The 14646-nt window shown below is 64.6% G+C and carries 14 protein-coding genes and 1 tRNA gene; 5 read left to right on the forward strand and 10 right to left on the reverse strand.

Translation table 11 applies throughout. The annotated features are described in order from the left end of the window. Positions 1–23: 23 nt before the first annotated feature. The 3 genes from CLI93_RS07650 to CLI93_RS07660 all read left to right on the forward strand — a co-directional run bounded on the left by CLI93_RS07650 (position 24) and on the right by CLI93_RS07660 (position 2719). Entirely contained in the window at positions 24–1217 is a 1194-nt protein-coding gene (locus tag CLI93_RS07650; protein ID WP_095541531.1) for a benzoate/H(+) symporter BenE family transporter, read from the forward strand. A gap of 30 nt (positions 1218–1247) precedes the next feature. Further along, positions 1248–1652, forward strand: coding sequence for a hypothetical protein (locus tag CLI93_RS07655; RefSeq protein ID WP_143326330.1), 405 nt, complete (start codon positions 1248–1250; stop codon positions 1650–1652). A gap of 392 nt (positions 1653–2044) precedes the next feature. Continuing rightward, entirely contained in the window at positions 2045–2719 is a 675-nt protein-coding gene (locus CLI93_RS07660) for an ACP-like domain-containing protein (RefSeq protein WP_095541533.1), read from the forward strand. 180 nt (positions 2720–2899) lie between these two features. Here CLI93_RS07660 and CLI93_RS07665 read toward each other — a convergent pair whose 3' ends face one another. Beyond that, entirely contained in the window at positions 2900–4345 is a 1446-nt protein-coding gene (locus CLI93_RS07665; RefSeq protein ID WP_172424213.1) for a DUF945 family protein, read from the reverse strand. Between the two features lie 149 nt (positions 4346–4494). Between CLI93_RS07665 and CLI93_RS07670 the strand changes: the two genes are divergently transcribed. Beyond that, positions 4495–5139: a riboflavin synthase gene (locus CLI93_RS07670; protein WP_095541535.1), complete on the forward strand. Its 645-nt coding sequence runs from the start codon at positions 4495–4497 to the stop codon at positions 5137–5139. 116 nt (positions 5140–5255) lie between these two features. Here the strand turns inward: CLI93_RS07670 and CLI93_RS07675 are convergent, their stop codons facing one another. From CLI93_RS07675 to CLI93_RS07700, 6 genes are all read right to left on the reverse strand, one after another. Then, positions 5256–5870: a 50S ribosomal protein L25/general stress protein Ctc gene (locus CLI93_RS07675; RefSeq protein WP_095541536.1), complete on the reverse strand. Its 615-nt coding sequence runs from the start codon at positions 5868–5870 to the stop codon at positions 5256–5258. A 160-nt stretch (positions 5871–6030) separates the two neighbouring features. After that, positions 6031–7008, reverse strand: a complete 978-nt coding sequence (locus CLI93_RS07680; protein WP_095541537.1) for a ribose-phosphate pyrophosphokinase — start codon at positions 7006–7008, stop codon at positions 6031–6033. Between the two features lie 205 nt (positions 7009–7213). Next, positions 7214–7290: transfer RNA gene (locus CLI93_RS07685), tRNA-Gln, on the reverse strand. 35 nt (positions 7291–7325) lie between these two features. Then, positions 7326–8249: a 4-(cytidine 5'-diphospho)-2-C-methyl-D-erythritol kinase gene (gene ispE, locus CLI93_RS07690; RefSeq protein WP_095541538.1), complete on the reverse strand. Its 924-nt coding sequence runs from the start codon at positions 8247–8249 to the stop codon at positions 7326–7328. Continuing rightward, a complete protein-coding gene (locus tag CLI93_RS07695) occupies positions 8236–8760 on the reverse strand; it encodes a lipoprotein insertase outer membrane protein LolB (RefSeq protein WP_095541637.1) in 525 nt (174 codons plus the stop codon). Before CLI93_RS07695 ends, ispE begins: the two co-directional genes overlap by 14 nt. Positions 8761–8777: 17 nt before the next feature. Then, positions 8778–10694 (reverse strand): tetratricopeptide repeat protein, encoded by a 1917-nt coding sequence (locus tag CLI93_RS07700; RefSeq protein ID WP_172424214.1) that lies wholly within the window; start codon positions 10692–10694, stop codon positions 8778–8780. A 443-nt stretch (positions 10695–11137) separates the two neighbouring features. Between CLI93_RS07700 and mutM the strand changes: the two genes are divergently transcribed. Then, positions 11138–11953: a bifunctional DNA-formamidopyrimidine glycosylase/DNA-(apurinic or apyrimidinic site) lyase gene (gene mutM / locus CLI93_RS07705; RefSeq protein WP_095541540.1), complete on the forward strand. Its 816-nt coding sequence runs from the start codon at positions 11138–11140 to the stop codon at positions 11951–11953. Here the strand turns inward: mutM and rnhB are convergent. From rnhB to lpxA, 3 genes are read right to left on the reverse strand one after another with little or no spacing between them, the layout of a single operon-like run. Further along, a complete protein-coding gene (rnhB, locus tag CLI93_RS07710; protein WP_095541541.1) occupies positions 11901–12584 on the reverse strand; it encodes a ribonuclease HII in 684 nt (227 codons plus the stop codon). The genes mutM and rnhB overlap by 53 nt on opposite strands. Further along, entirely contained in the window at positions 12556–13761 is a 1206-nt protein-coding gene (gene lpxB, locus CLI93_RS07715; protein ID WP_275249170.1) for a lipid-A-disaccharide synthase, read from the reverse strand. The genes rnhB and lpxB overlap by 29 nt, the downstream gene beginning before the upstream one ends. After that, entirely contained in the window at positions 13758–14558 is an 801-nt protein-coding gene (lpxA, locus tag CLI93_RS07720; protein ID WP_095541542.1) for an acyl-ACP--UDP-N-acetylglucosamine O-acyltransferase, read from the reverse strand. The genes lpxB and lpxA overlap by 4 nt, the downstream gene beginning before the upstream one ends. Positions 14559–14646: the final 88 nt, after the last annotated feature.

The raw sequence follows: 14646 nt of genomic DNA on the forward strand, positions 1-14646 counted from the left end.
GCCCTCTCACCGATTGACCCGCCATGCGACAACTCTGGCACGACCTGAGCGCCTCGACCGCCACCGCCGGCTTTGTGGCCGTGCTGGTGGCCTTCACCAGCTCCACGGCCGTGATCTATCAGGCCGCGCAGGCGCTGGGCGGCGCGCCTGGGCACGTCACCTCGTGGATCTGGGCCATCAGCCTGGGCTGCGCCACGGTGGCGCTGCTGCCCTCGCTGCTGCTGAGAAAGCCGGTAATGCCCGGCTGGTCCGTGCCGGGGGCGGTGGTCATCGCCACCACTGCGGCCTCGGGCGGCTTCACGCTGGCCCAGGGCGTGGGCGCGTTCATGATGAGCGCGGCGCTCATCGTGCTGGTGGGCGCCACGGGCTGGTTCGAGCGCATGATGGACCGCATCCCGCTGGCCCTGGCCAACGCCCTGCTGGCGGGCGTGCTGGGGCGTTTTGCGCTCGACGGCTTTGGCGCGGCCCGCACCGCGCCGCTGCTGCTGACGCTGATGCTGCTGGCCTACCTGGCCGCGCGCCGCTGGCTGCCGCGCTACGCCGTCATCGTCACCTTGCTGGTGGGCATGGCCCAGGCCACGCTGGCCGGGCAGATGCAGTGGTCGGCCATTGGCCCGCTGGAGCTGGCGCGGCCCATCTTCGTCTGGCCCGAGTTCAGCCTCAGCGCCTTCATGAGCATGGCCTTGCCACTGTTCATCGTCACCATGGCCTCGCAAAACCTGCCGGGCGTGGCCGTCATGCGCGCCACCGGATACTTCATGCCCGTCTCGCGCCTGATCACGCTCACCGGCCTGGTGACGCTGGTGCTCTCACCCTTTGGCTGCTTTTCGGTCAACCTCTCCTCCATCACCGCCGCCATCTGCATGGGGCCGGGCGCACACGAAGACCCGGCCCGGCGCTACAGCGGCGCCGTGGTCTGCGGCCTGCTGTATTTGCTGGTGGGCTGCTTTGCCGGCATCATCACCGGCTTGCTGCTGGCCTTTCCGCAAGAGCTGGTGCTGGCCATTGCCGGCATCGCCCTGCTGGGCAGCATCGGCAGCGGCCTGGCCCAGGCCATGGCCGACGAAAGCCAGCGCGAAGCGGCGTTGATTTCCTTTCTGGTCACGCTCTCGGGCGTGAGCATCGCCGGCATCGGCTCGGCCTTCTGGGGGGTCGTGGCCGGCGCCGCCGCCTTGCTGATCCAGCGCTGGCGCGCAGCGCCGCTATCGCAGCCGTGAACACGCTCTAACTTAAGGAGAGTCGCCACCATGGAGCATTCCTCACCTGAAAGCCAACAATTGCTGCTGGCGCTTTGTCAGGCCCTGCGGCAAGACCCGGGCCTGATCGCGCCGGGCGTGGCCTGGCACAAGCTGATCGTGATCGGCGTGCAGGGCAAGGGCCACAGCCGCATGTACGGCTACCGCTTTGACGCCCAAGGCGAAGACGAGGCCGTCTCCCCCGACGACGGGCACGCGCAAGACGCCTTGCGGCATTTGCAGCAGGCCATGCAGGCCGAACACCCCACAGGCCGCGCCTGGCAGGCCTGCCTGATTCGGCTGGGCAGCGACGGGCGCTTTGGCGTGGAGTTCGAATACGACAACGCCCAGCGCTGGGCCGTGACGCCGGCCAATTACCAGCAGCGCGTGCAAGAGTTTGCGCGCATGCCGGTGTGAGAGCCGGCCCGCGCGCCTGCGCCGCGCCCAAAGCCCAACCATGGGGCGGGCGCAGGGCCTTGCCAAGTTTGAACGCCCCATGAAGTTGGTATCAAAAACCATCTTCGGCACCACGCCGCCTCACCCCCAGCAGACAGAGCCCTCCCTGTGACAAAACCGCCTCTTGCCGACATTTGATCGCTGTAGCGCCCATTTTGACGACCACTTGCTGGAAACCACCAGCGCAATGCTGCTGGATTGGCACGCCATCCCCAGGCACTTGGGGGGGCAGGCGCTCAGCCGCACGCCCAATCTGAAAAGCCCTGCCCTGGGCACAAGGACTTTGCCGGGTCTGTAGACTGCTGCTCGTCTTGGGATCTGTCCTATTCCCATCCAATCAGAGGAGTCGCAGCATGAAACTCATCCAAACCGCCATTGCCGCTTCGCTGGCCTGCCTGTCGCTGTCGGCCATGGCCAGCAGCCACTCCGTCACCTACGCCTGCGAGGGCGGCAAGCAAGTGCAAGTGCGCTACCAGTTCAACAAGGCCGGCATCCCCACCCGCGCCGAGGCCCACATCCGCGGTGCCAAGCGCGTCATGGCCTATGACATGAACCGCTCGGACGATGTGGACACCTTCTTTGCCAACAAGTCCGGCTATCGCCTGTCTTCGGACTACATGGACTCCAAGAACTTCCGCAAGAGCAGCATCATGATCACGGCGCCCAATGATGAAATCCTCTTCAAGAGCTGCCAGGCCCAGTCGGGCGCAGCGGCCTCGTCCGGGCGCAGTGCGGGCGCTGCGAAAAACACCCAGCAAGTGGCCTACTCCTGCAACAACGGCCGCCTCTCGGTGGCATATCAGTTCAATTCAGCCGGCATTCCCGTCAGTGCTACGGCCCAGCTGCAAGGCAAGCGCCGCACCCTGAATTACGACCAGAACAACTCCACCGACGTGGAAACCTTTTTTACGGCCCAAGGCTATCGCCTGGCCACCGACGCCATGACGCGCGACAACTTCACATCGCTGCCCATCATGGTCACGGCCCCAGGCAACAAAATCCTGCACAAGTCCTGCATGCCGAACTAAGGCAACGCTAAACAGTCCCCGCAGTGCAGCGCCCTGGCGTGAGGGCATGGACTGCAGGCAAAAAACACCAAGAGGCCCCATCGGCCCTTGGTGTTTTTTTTCCGGGTGCCCTGGCCTTGCCGCAACCATGGGCTGATCGCACATCTTTTGCCAACGGCACAGGTGCCGTGTGCACAGGCCTTATTGCAGCAACTGATCGATGCCCCGCAAGTCGAACGGGTGGCCGTTGATGCTGGAGTAGCCGCCCTGGTACTGCAAGACCGTGCGGATTTGTCCCTCCTCCTGCCGCACCAGGCCTTGCTGCACGAGCAGCGCCAGGTTCTCCTGACCTTGCCAGTGCAGGGCCAGGGGCTGGGAAATCTCCAGCTGCACGCTGGCATGGAGCTTGGCCATCAGGCTGTGCGGCAAGAAGCCCAGGTCGATGGCATGCAGCTGGGGAGCGCTGGCCTGGCCGCTCAGCGCCCACTGCCCTTCGGGAAGCTGCCCCGCAAGGCGCTCGACCTTCAAACGCAGGCCCTGCGCCAACAGGGCGGCCAAGCGCTCGCGCACCTGACCTTGCTCGGCCAGGGGCAATTGCTCCCAGGCCGTCGAGGCCCCCATTTGCGCCAGTAGCCAGCGCCAGCCCCAAGGGCCTAAAGCCTCATAGCTCGGCTGGTGCAATTGTTCTACAGCAGCCTTGAATTCCAGCGTGCTCAATGTGCTCTGGCTGGATGCCTGGCTGGCCTGCGCTTGCGCCCCATCACCGGCCATGCGCAGCTGCTGCAATTGCAGATGCAGCGGCAGTCGCAGCCATTGCCCGTCCTGGGCCTGAATGTCAAACGCCAGCGCCAAGCCCTGCAATTGCCAGCCGCCCGCCTGCGCACCTTGCACACCGGACTGCTGCCATTGCCCCAGGCTGTAGCGGCTTTGGCCCAGGTAGCTGTGCTGTAAGCCAGCAGGCCGGTGGTAATCGTCACGCCCCTGTAACTGCTCAATGTGCAACAGCTGCACGCCTTGGGCATTTTGCAGCGTCATGCCGCCCCATTGCAGGGCGCTGCGCAAGCTGCGCCCGTCGGGGCCGAGTTCGCCCTCCCAGTGCAGGGGCCGCATGTGCAGCGTTTGCGCTGCGCCCTGGGCGTCCTCCCAGGGGCGTTGCCAGGATGGGCCTGCCAACCGCCAATGCACACTGCCACGGTAACCCAGCACGGCATCCAGCACGTAGGGCGGCGCATCGCCCAGGCTGGGGCGCAATGCAGCCTGCACCGCTGGGCTGAGCACTGGCGTGCTGCGCAGGGCCACCCATCCCCGCTGAGGCGCAGCAAGCAATGGCAGGTGACGTATGCGGTGTTCCAGCACGATGGTTTGGCCACCCAGGCCTCGGCTGACCCGTCGCTGTGGGGCAGATGCCTTTGCGGCTGCGTCCTGCTCCGATGACGCTATGTGCACAACGCTGCGCGCACTGGAATGGAACAGCCCTCGCTCGTACTGGGTGAGCTGCGCCGCCACCCCCAGCGCAGCGCTGAGCGCTGCGTGGGCTTGTTGCACATGCCGCTGCGTCTGCACGCCCACATACCAGGCTGCGGCGCTGTACCCCACCCCGAGCAGCGCCAACAGCAACACCGCCACACCCGCCATCTTCTTGCGCATAAACCCGCCATTCCTCCGTTTCTTTTCTGTGCGCGGCATTGTTTCACAGGCTTTGCCTGACCAGTCCACGCCGCCCGCTATAGTGCCGGCTTTTCGGCGCGGGAGGGTCTGCACGGCCCGTGGCAGCGCCCCATCACCCAAGGAGTTTCATGTTCACCGGCATCATCACCGCCATTGGCCAAATTCAACATGTCGAGGACCTGGGCAGCAGCCAAGCCCATGGCAAGCGTTTGAACGTCTCCTGCCCGCCGGGCTATCTGGACGACGTCGTGCTGGGCGACAGCATTGCCCTGAATGGCGCCTGCATGACGGTGACAGCGCTGGCGCTGGATGCACAAACATTCATGGTTGAAGTCTCGGCAGAATCGCTGCGCCTGACCACTGGACTGGATCAAGTCGGCGAGGTCAATCTCGAAAAAGCCTTGCGCGCAGCCGATCGACTGGGCGGCCACATCGTCAGCGGCCATGTGGACGGGATCGGCACCGTCAGCGCCATCAACCCTGTGGGCGAAAGCCATGAGCTGCGCATCCTCGCCCCCAAGCAGCTGATGCCTTACATGGCCGTCAAGGGCTCCATCACCGTGCAAGGCGTCAGCCTCACGCTCAACAGCGTGCGCGACCTTCAGGAGGGCTGCGAGTTCAGCATCAATTTGATTGCCCACACCATGGCCCACACCACCCTCAAGCACCTTCGCCCAGGCAGCGCCGTGAACCTGGAAGTGGATCTCATCGCCCGCTACGTGGCACGTATGCTGCAGACGGGCAGCGCCATGCCAACCGGCCTGCCCTCCTGAGCGCTCATTGGCGCAACAAAAAGCCTGCTGGCATCACTGGCACAGCAGGCTTTCTGACAAGAATCCGCCCGCATCTGCCTGCGGGCGGAAGCTTATTGTTTGCGCAAGGCCTGCAATCAGGCCGCAGCGTCTGCACCGCCTTCTGCAGCGGGTGCGTCTTCTTCCGCAGCCGGGGCGGCCGTGGCCGTGGCCAGCACGGGGTTGATGGCGGCCAAGCGCTTGACGGCGCTGACGCCACGGGGCAGCTTGATGTCGCGCAGGCGCAGCACGCCGTTCTTGCCCAGCTTGCTCAGGTTCACCAGAATGAATTCCGGCAGATCGGAAGGCATGCAGGTCACGTCGATTTCCGTTGTGACCGTGCTCACCACCTGACCTTCAACCTTGACGGCAGGAGACTCTTCAGCGCCCTCGTAATGCACGGGCACTTTCATGTGCAGGCGGGTGCGTGCGTTGACGCGCTGGAAATCCACGTGCAGCACGAGCTGCTTGTAGGGATGGTATTGCACGTCGCGCAGCAGAACTTTCTCCGTCTTGCCGTCCAGCTCCAGATCCAGCACGCTGGAGTGGAAAGCCTCTTTCTGCAGTGCAAACCACAGCGGGTTGTGATCCAGTTCGATCATTGTCGGCTCTTGATCGCCGCCATAGATGATGCCGGGCGTACGGCCCGAATGGCGCAGGCGGCGGCTCGCACCCGTGCCCTGCTTTTCACGTGTAAATGCAACTACTTGCATGTTTTCTCCTGATAAGAGCAGGTCGCGACCAACTCTGCCCCAGTTTGAGAGGCTGCCCACCAGACACTGCGTGTCAGCCAACAGCCTCAGACAACGCATGGCCATCGCCATGCACGAAAAACCTCAGTCAAGCCCTGCTGCCGGGCTCAAACTGCAATACTCAAAACAGACCGCCTTGCTCCTTGAACAGGCTCATCACCGAGTCGCCACGGGCAATGCGTTGAATGGTTTCGGCGATCAGCGGCGCTACCGTGAGCTGACGAATCTTGCTGCAAGCCCGCGCCTGCTCGCTCAAAGGAATGGTGTTGGTGACCACCACCTCATCAAGCGCAGAGCCAGCGGCAATGCGCTCAATGGCCGGGCCAGAGAAGATCGGATGCGTGCAGTAGGCATGCACGCTCTTGGCGCCACGCTCTTTGAGCACTTCAGCGGCTTTGACCAGCGTGCCAGCGGTGTCGATCATGTCGTCCATCACAACACAGTTGCGGCCTTCGATGTCGCCGATGACGTTCATGACTTCGCTGACGTTGGCCTTGGGGCGGCGCTTGTCGATAATGGCCAGATCGCAGCCCAACTCCTTGGCCAGCGCGCGCGCGCGCACCACGCCACCCACATCGGGCGAAACCACGATCAAATCCTCATAGCGCTTCTTGTTCAGATCGTTGAGCAGCACCGGCGAGGCGTAGATGTTATCCACCGGGATATCGAAAAAACCCTGAATCTGGTCGGCGTGCAAGTCCATGGTCAGCACGCGCGCCACGCCCACGGTCTGCAGCAAATTGGCCACCACTTTGGCCGAGATCGGCACGCGCGTCGATCGCGGCCGGCGATCCTGACGGGCATAGCCGAAATAGGGGATGACGGCGCTGATGCGCTCAGCCGATGCGCGCTTGAGCGCATCCACCATGATCAGCAACTCCATCAAGCTGTCGTTAGTGGGCGCGCAGGTGGGCTGCACCACGAAAACGTCTCGTGCACGCACATTCTGTCGGATCTCGACCGTCACTTCCCCATCGGAGAAGCGCCCCACGTGCGCCGCGCCCAGCGATGTGCCCAGGTGCTCGGCAATCTCTTTCGCCAGCGAGGGATTGGCATTGCCGGTAAACAGCATGAAGTCGGAGTGGTGGGAAACGCTCATAAAGCCGCCGCAATACTCAGCTTGGGAAAGAGACGAAGTTTTTTTCAGCCAGGACGCCGCAAGCAGGCCTACGGCAACCACCAGAAGCAAACCATGAGTGCATTGGGGCACAGCGCACACTGCGCACAGCCAATACGAAAACCCGTCAATCTAAAACAAAACGCCGCAAATGCGGCGTTATTCATCAGATCAAGCAATCAAACCATGGCAGGGGAGGAAGGATTCGAACCCTCGAATGCCGGAATCAAAATCCGGTGCCTTAACCAACTTGGCGACTCCCCTGCAATGCCCATGTGCAAAAGCACAAAGACAAAAAACTATGCAGCACAAATCCAGTTACTCAACGGATGACTTGGCAATCCATTGCAAAGTCTAACCACCCAGCCTGAAGACACGGCTTCCGCCCCTTCAAGCACATTGAGCAAATGCTCTTGACTGCAACCCTGCGGCACCCTTGCGAATACTGCAGAACCAGAGCCCGTCATTCTAGCCTGAAATCCTTGCTCCGAAAGCCAATCTATGGCTTTTTTTATTTCGGGGCAGAGAATTTGCGCCACGGGCTGCAGAGCATTGCAACCAAATCCAAAAGGATCAGCACTGAAGCGCGAGATTGTAGCACGCTCGCTGGCCCTCTGGAGTGCTGGATGCGAGAAAATTGCTGCCGTGGCCACGCCCGCAGCAGGTTTGATGACGATGAAGCGCGCCGGCGGCAAGGCATGCTCACCCTGCAGGGGCGTGAGCCGCTCGCCAATGCCTTCGACCCAGGCGTTGCCGCCCCCCAGAAAGAACGGCACATCGGCGCCCAGCTGCAGACCGATGTCCTGCAACTTCTGCACAGGCCAGTGCAGGCCCCAAAGACGGTTCAATGCCAGCAAGGTGCTGGCCGCATCGGATGAGCCCCCGCCCATGCCGGCCTGGGCCGGGATGTGCTTTTCCACCCGGATGTGCACGCCGCGGCGTTCGCCAGCGGCCTGCTGCAAGGCCACGGCCGCGCGCACGATCAAGTCGTGCTCTGGCAGTGGCTGGCCCAGGTCCTCACGGCTGATGCGCGGGCCTTCGGGGCGCAGCGCAAAATCCAGCCAATCGCACCAATCGATAAGCACGAAAGCCGATTGCAGCAGGTGGTAGCCGTCCTCGCGGCGGCCCAGAATGTGCAAGAACAGGTTGAGTTTGGCCGGCGCTGGCACGCGCAGGAATTCCTCTGCAGCCGCCAACGGCGCGGGCGCGTCACAGGCTGTCATCGGCATGCAGAATCACCCGCAGGCTCGCCCGTGGCAGCGGTTGTTCGCGCAGCGCATGAATGCGCCCTTGCCCATAGCGTGACAGATCAACCTGCCAGCCCGGCTCTTGCCTGGCCTGGCCTGAGAGCCAGTCAAACAGCGCCGCAATGGGGATGGGCGCGCCGAACACCTGCGCCACCAACGCATCGAGCGACGCGCCTGCAATTTGCTCCGCCCCCTTGTCCAGCAAGGCCTGGTGCGGGCTCCAGCGCAGGCGCGCAATGATGTTACCCAACGGATTGTAAATCTCCAGCTCGCCTTGCTGCGGGCTGCCACGCAAGGCGAATTCGGCACTGAAGGACTGGGGCCTCTCTTCTTCGGTGTTCAGGGCGATGCGCCCGCGCCAGATGCCCTGGCGCAGCACATAGGGGCGCGGCGCAGCGCAGGCGGCCAGCAGGCAGGCCGACGCCAACGACGCCAGCCATGTGCGCCGACTACTGCGCGCAGCCACTGAATGGGGGACCGTGCTCATGTCGTAATGGTCTCTCATCATGGCGCCATCGTCGGCTCTGCCGGACTGGGCATGACCTCAACCTCTGCCGGGGCCAGGCTCTCGTTGCCAAGCGCCGGCGCCAGCAGCGAAGGCCTGGTCTTTGGCCGCGCAGCGGAATATGTTTGCAGCAAGGGGTGGGCCGCCCCGGCCAGGCGCGCAATGGTCTTGCGCAGCACTTCGTTGCGGGCATTGCTTTGCAGGCCGCGCTCCCAGACCTCATTGGCCTGGCCCTGCCGCCCGAGTTGCCAGAGCACCTCGCCCAGGTGGGCTGCGATTTCCGCATCCGGCTCGATGGCAAAAGCTTTTTGCAGCAGCTCCAGGGCCTGTACCAGATTGCCCTGGCGGTATTCCAGCCAGCCCAGGCTGTCAGTGATGTAGGGGCTGCCCGGCTCCAGCTCCAGCGCCTTGGTGATGAGACGCCGCGCCTCGGCAAAGCGCACGCCCCGGTCGGCATAGGAGTAACCCAGGGCATTGAGTGCATGGGCATGCTCGGGCGCGCGCGCCAGCAGGCTGCGCAGGCGCTTTTCCATCTCCTGAACGCGGCCCAGGCGCTCGGCCATCAGCGCGTATTCGTAGAGCAGCTCGTCGTCATCCGGGTGCTGGCGCAGCATGGTCTGCAGCAAGGCGTAGGCCTGCTGGTATTGACCGCCGTCGCGCAGCAATTGCACTTCGGCGCGCGACTTGAGCTGTTGGGTCTGCTCGTCCGGGGCGGCGATGGCGCGCACAACCTTGCGCGCCAGGTCGAACTGGCCTTCCTCGGCCAGGATCTGCGCGCGCTGGAGCTGCGCGCGCAGCAGCGTCTGGGGGTTGCCGACCTTTTCCAGCGCGCGCTGCGCCTGCTCATGCCGGCCCTGCAGGTCGGCCATCTGCGCCCGCAGGATTTGCGCCTCATCCAAGCCACGCTGGCGCAGTGCCGGCCTGGGCACGGCATCCAGCGTTGTGACAAAAACGCCCAGCGATTGCTCGGCCGCGGCAAACTCCCCCTGCGCGGCCTGCAATGCAGCCTTGGCGATCCAGGCCTCTGGCATCTGCGGCTGCTTGGCCAGCAGGCGCTCCAACACCTGCAGTGCCTGGGCATTGTCTTGCTGCGCCACCAACAGACGCGCATAGGCCAACAAAAAAGGGGTTGCCGCCGCATCCTGGCTGGCGTAATCCTTCAGCAGCGCATGCGCACTTGTTTCTCCGTGGGCTGCCAGCTCCAGAGCCAAAAAACCCAGGCCGCTGGCCTGGGGATTGACCGCATGCGCCTGGTTCAAAATCTGCAAGGCCTTTGGGACGTCCCCGGCCTGCAGATGCATGCGCCCGAGCGCTGCCAAGGCATCGGCCCGCCAAGGCGAGTCAGGCTGGAGCTGATCTTCCAGCGCCGCCTGCACTACCTGCAGAGCCTGGCGTTTCTCCGGCACCCGCTGGTAGAGCAACGAGATGGCCTGCAGGTTTTCGGCCATTTCATCGGCCTGCGACAGCCGCAGCTCCTGCTTGAGGTGCCACTGGGTTTGCGGCACCTGGTTGAGCAGCACCAGCACCTGCAGCACAGCCTTGTTGGCCTCGCGCGAATGTGGCAACGTCTTGTGCCAGCTCTCGGCCGCGCGCAAAGCCCGGCGGCCATCGCGAAGTTGGAAGGCAGACTGGATGGCGCGCTGAAACAACTCGTCCTGGCGCCGTGTCTGCGCGGCATGCAGCAGCAACTCGTAGCTGGCCTGCCAATCACCGGCCTGCCCCAGCAACTCGCCCACCAGGGTTTCGTAAAAGCTTTGCGCCATGGCCCGCGAGCTGAGCAATGGCTGAGGTTGCTCTTCTTGCACGGCGGTGTGCAGGCTCTGTGCCGGCGCATCGTGCATGGTGGCGGCCTGACAACCAGCCGTCAGCACCGCTGCGGCCACGCTGCTGGCCAGCAAGCCAGAGAATCTGCTCACCTCCGCACGGCGGGCAAGCGGCGCGGTCTTGGGCGGGCCGCTGCGGCCCGCATCTAGGCAGCGAACAGATTCTGAACTTTGATCGTCTCTTTGCATGAGACGATAATAATTCAATTGCCCACAGCGCCCTGCGTGCTGTCGCGCAGATCACTGCACGAATCAAACCGATGCCTGTCGTGTCAAGGCAAGGTGCAAAGCATAGCGATACCGGGCGGTATCGCGCGAATTTGCGACGCGAGCTTGGCGCGACAGACGCGGTTTGACGTGTAGCTATTTGCGGGACAGCACACCAGAGGATTGTTGAAATTTTGCGTGCAAAGCGGTTTTTCCAGGCAAAAGCCGCAGATACAAGGCGAAACGCGGCAGTTGCGGGTTTTGACCGAAAACACCGCAGCAACACGCTATCTCAACACCCCCCAGTGCTCCGCGGGCTTTTGCACGCCATGCCAGAACTCCCTGAAGTCGAAGTCACCCGCCAGGGCATTGCCCCGGCCATCACCGGCCAGCGCATTGCCGCGCTGGCGCTGGGCAAGCCATTGCGCTGGCCGCTGGGCTGCGCGCCTGCGGCGCTGGTCGGCCGCACCGTGCAGGCCGTGCGCCGCCGAGGCAAGTACCTGCTGATAGAGCTGGACGGCCCCGACCTGTTGTTGCTGCACTTGGGCATGTCTGGCAGCGTGCGCATCTTGCCGCTGGACACTCCAGCGGGGCCGCACGACCACGCCGATCTGGTGTTTGGGCACGTACTGCTGCGGCTGCACGATCCACGCCGCTTTGGCGCGCTGGTGTATGCGCCCAGCGCGGATGCGCCTGTCGTGCGCAAGCTGCTGGGCCGCCTGGGGGTGGAGCCACTCTCGGAGGACTTCACTCCTGCGCATCTGGCAGCCGCACTGCGCGGCCGGCGCGTGAGCATCAAGCAGGCGCTGCTGGCTGGCCAGGCCGTGGTGGGCGTGGGCAACATCTACGCCAGCGAGGCCTTGTTTCTGGCCGGCATCGACCCGCACACGCCTGCAGGGCAACTGCGCCGCCCCCGGCTGGAGCGCCTGCACGGCGCGATTGTCCAGGTGCTCAGCGAAGCCGTGCAGCGCGGCGGCAGCAGCCTGCGCGACTTCGTAGCCAGTGACGGCAGCCACGGCCACTTCCAATTGACCGCCCGCGTGTACGGCCGCCAGGGCCAGCCCTGCCCGCGCTGCGGCGCGGCCATCCGGCTCAGCACACAGGGTCAGCGCAGCACCTATCACTGCCTGCGCTGCCAGCGCTGAGCACAGCCCTGCGCACTGGGGCAAAGCCCATGCGATGCACGCTGCAAGGGCCATGCTGCTGCAAAGCTGCCAGGTGCAAGGCCGTGCCATAGCCCTTGTGTTGCGCAAAGCCGTACTGCGGCCACTGCCGGTGCGCCTGCATGCACCAGGCATCGCGATAAACCTTGGCCAGGATGGAGGCGGCCGAGATGGCCTGCACCTTGGCATCGCCCCCCACCACGGCCACGGCAGTCATTGGCAGGGCCGGCGTGCGGTTGCCATCGATCAGCACCAGCTGCGGCGCGATGGTCAGGCCAGCCACGGCGCGTTGCATGGCCAGCATGGTGGCCTGCAGGATGTTGAGGCGCTCGATTTCCTCCACGCTGGCCTGGGCCACGCAGCACGCCAGGGCCTGGGCCTCGATGGCCTGGGCCAGTTGCTCGCGCCGGCGCGCGCTCAAGCGTTTGGAATCGGCCAACCCGGCAATGGGCCGGGCCGCATCAAGGATCACCGCCGCCGCAAAGACAGGGCCGGCCAGCGGCCCGCGGCCGGCCTCGTCCACCCCGGCCTGCAGCGCAGGCCCTTCGGGCTGCAACAGCAGCTCGGCCTGGCTCTGGGCAGCCTCAGGCTTGCAGCAGTTTTTTGAGGACATGGGCGCTCAGGGTAGCGGTGTCGGCCTGCAGCGACTGATGCAGTGCCGTCAAGGCCTGCTGCAACTGCTGCCAATCGGCACTGCGCTGCAGGCTGGCGTGCAGCCATTGGGCGCAGGCCTGGGCCAACGCGGCCGGGGTGGCCGCTTCTTGCAAAAGCTCGGGCACCAGCTGCTGCTGCCACAAGATGTTAGGCAGCCCGACCCAAGGCTGCAGTTGCTTGCGCCGCATCAGCATTGCGCTCACCGGGTGCATGGCATAGCTGATGACCATGGGCTTTTTGAACAGCGCGGCTTCCAGCGTGGCCGTGCCACTGGCAATCAGCGTCACGTCGCAGGCCTGCAGCGCCAGGTGCGATTGGCCGCCGAGCACCCGCAGCCGCCCCTGCAACTGACTCTGGCTTTGCACGATGGCCTGCACCCGCGCCAGCTGCGCCGGCACACAGGGCAGGATCAGCTGTAGCCTGGGCTGCTCGGCCAGCAAGCGCTGCGCGGCGGCAAGAAAGCGCGGCAGCAGGTAGTCGATTTCCTTGCTGCGGCTGCCCGGCAGCAGCGCCAGCACTGGGTCGCCCGGCTCCAGTTGCAGCTGCTGGCGCGCCGCTGTGGTGGCCTGCTCGGCCTGCTGCGGCGATTGCAGGGCAATGGCCTGGGCCAGCGGGTGGCCGACGAAGGTGGCCGCGATGCCATGCTGGCGCAGCAGCGCAGGCTCGAAGGGGAACAGGCACAGCACATGGCTGGCAGCGCGGCGGATGGCGTGCACGCGCTCGGGGCGCCAGGCCCAGATCGACGGGCAGACGAAATGCACGGTCGGGACGCCTGCCGCGCGCAGGCGCTGCTCCAAGCCCAGATTGAAATCCGGCGCGTCCACGCCCACGAACACATCCGGGCGCTGCGCCAGCAGGCTGTCGCCCAGTTGGCGGCGAATGCGCAACAAGCCTGCCACGCGCTTGAACACTTCCCAACTGTAGCCATGCACGGCCAGCCGCTCGGCCGGCCATTGCGCTTCAAAGCCCTGCGCCTGCATGTGCGGCCCGCCAATGCCCCAGCTGCGCAGGGCAGGCCACAGCGCCGGCACATGCTCCTGCATGCCTTTCAGCAGCAGAGACGCCAGCAAGTCGCCCGAAGCCTCGCCAGCCACCATGGCCAGGCGCAGCGGTGCTGCGGCAGGTTTGGGGCTCAACGCGCGATGCCTCGCTCGGCCTGCTGCAGGAACATCAGCATGCCCAGCAGCTCTTCCCAGCCATCGCCTTGCACGGCGCGGGTTTGCAAGTCCTGCAGTTGCGCGCAGGCATCCTGCAGGGTACGGCCCTCGCGGAAGACGATGCGATAAGCGGTTTTGAGCGTCGCAATCTGGTTGGCATTGAACTGGCGCCGGCGCAGACCCTCGATGTTCAGACCACGCACGGCAAAAGGGTTACCGCCAGCAAGCACGTAAGGCGGCACGTCCTGCGAGACATGGCTGGAAAAGCCAATCATGGCGTGCGCCCCGATGCGCGTGAACTGGTGCACGCCCGTCAGGCCGCCCAGAATGGCCCAGTCGCCCACATGCACATGGCCAGCCAACGCCACGCTGTTGGCCATGACGGTGTGGCTGCCGACCTGGCAGTCGTGCGCGATGTGCGCATAGGCCATGATCCAATTCTCATCGCCCAAACGGGTGACGCCGCCGCCCTGCACCGTGCCGGTATTGATGGTGGTGAACTCGCGAATGGTGTTGCCATCGCCAATGTGCAGCTCAGTAGGCTCGCCCGCGTATTTTTTGTCCTGTGGGGGGCCGCCGATGCTGGCGTGCACATGGATGGTGTTGCGCGCACCGATACGGGTGCGGCCGTCGATGACGCAGTGCGCCCCAATGTGCGTGTCGGCACCGATCGACACATGCTCGCCGACCACGGCATAGGGGCCGATGCGCACGCTGGGGTGCAGCTGGGCGCCCGGATGCACGATGGCGCTGGGATGGATCAAGGGATCAGCCATAGGGGATTCGCGTTGCGGGCAGACAAAATGCACGGCGCGGGTGTCTTGAAAACCACCTGTTCGCGCTTTGTGCCGGGTCGGATCATCC

Source organism: Vandammella animalimorsus (genome assembly GCF_002288875.1).
GTDB classification, from domain to species: domain Bacteria; phylum Pseudomonadota; class Gammaproteobacteria; order Burkholderiales; family Burkholderiaceae_C; genus Lampropedia; species Lampropedia animalimorsus.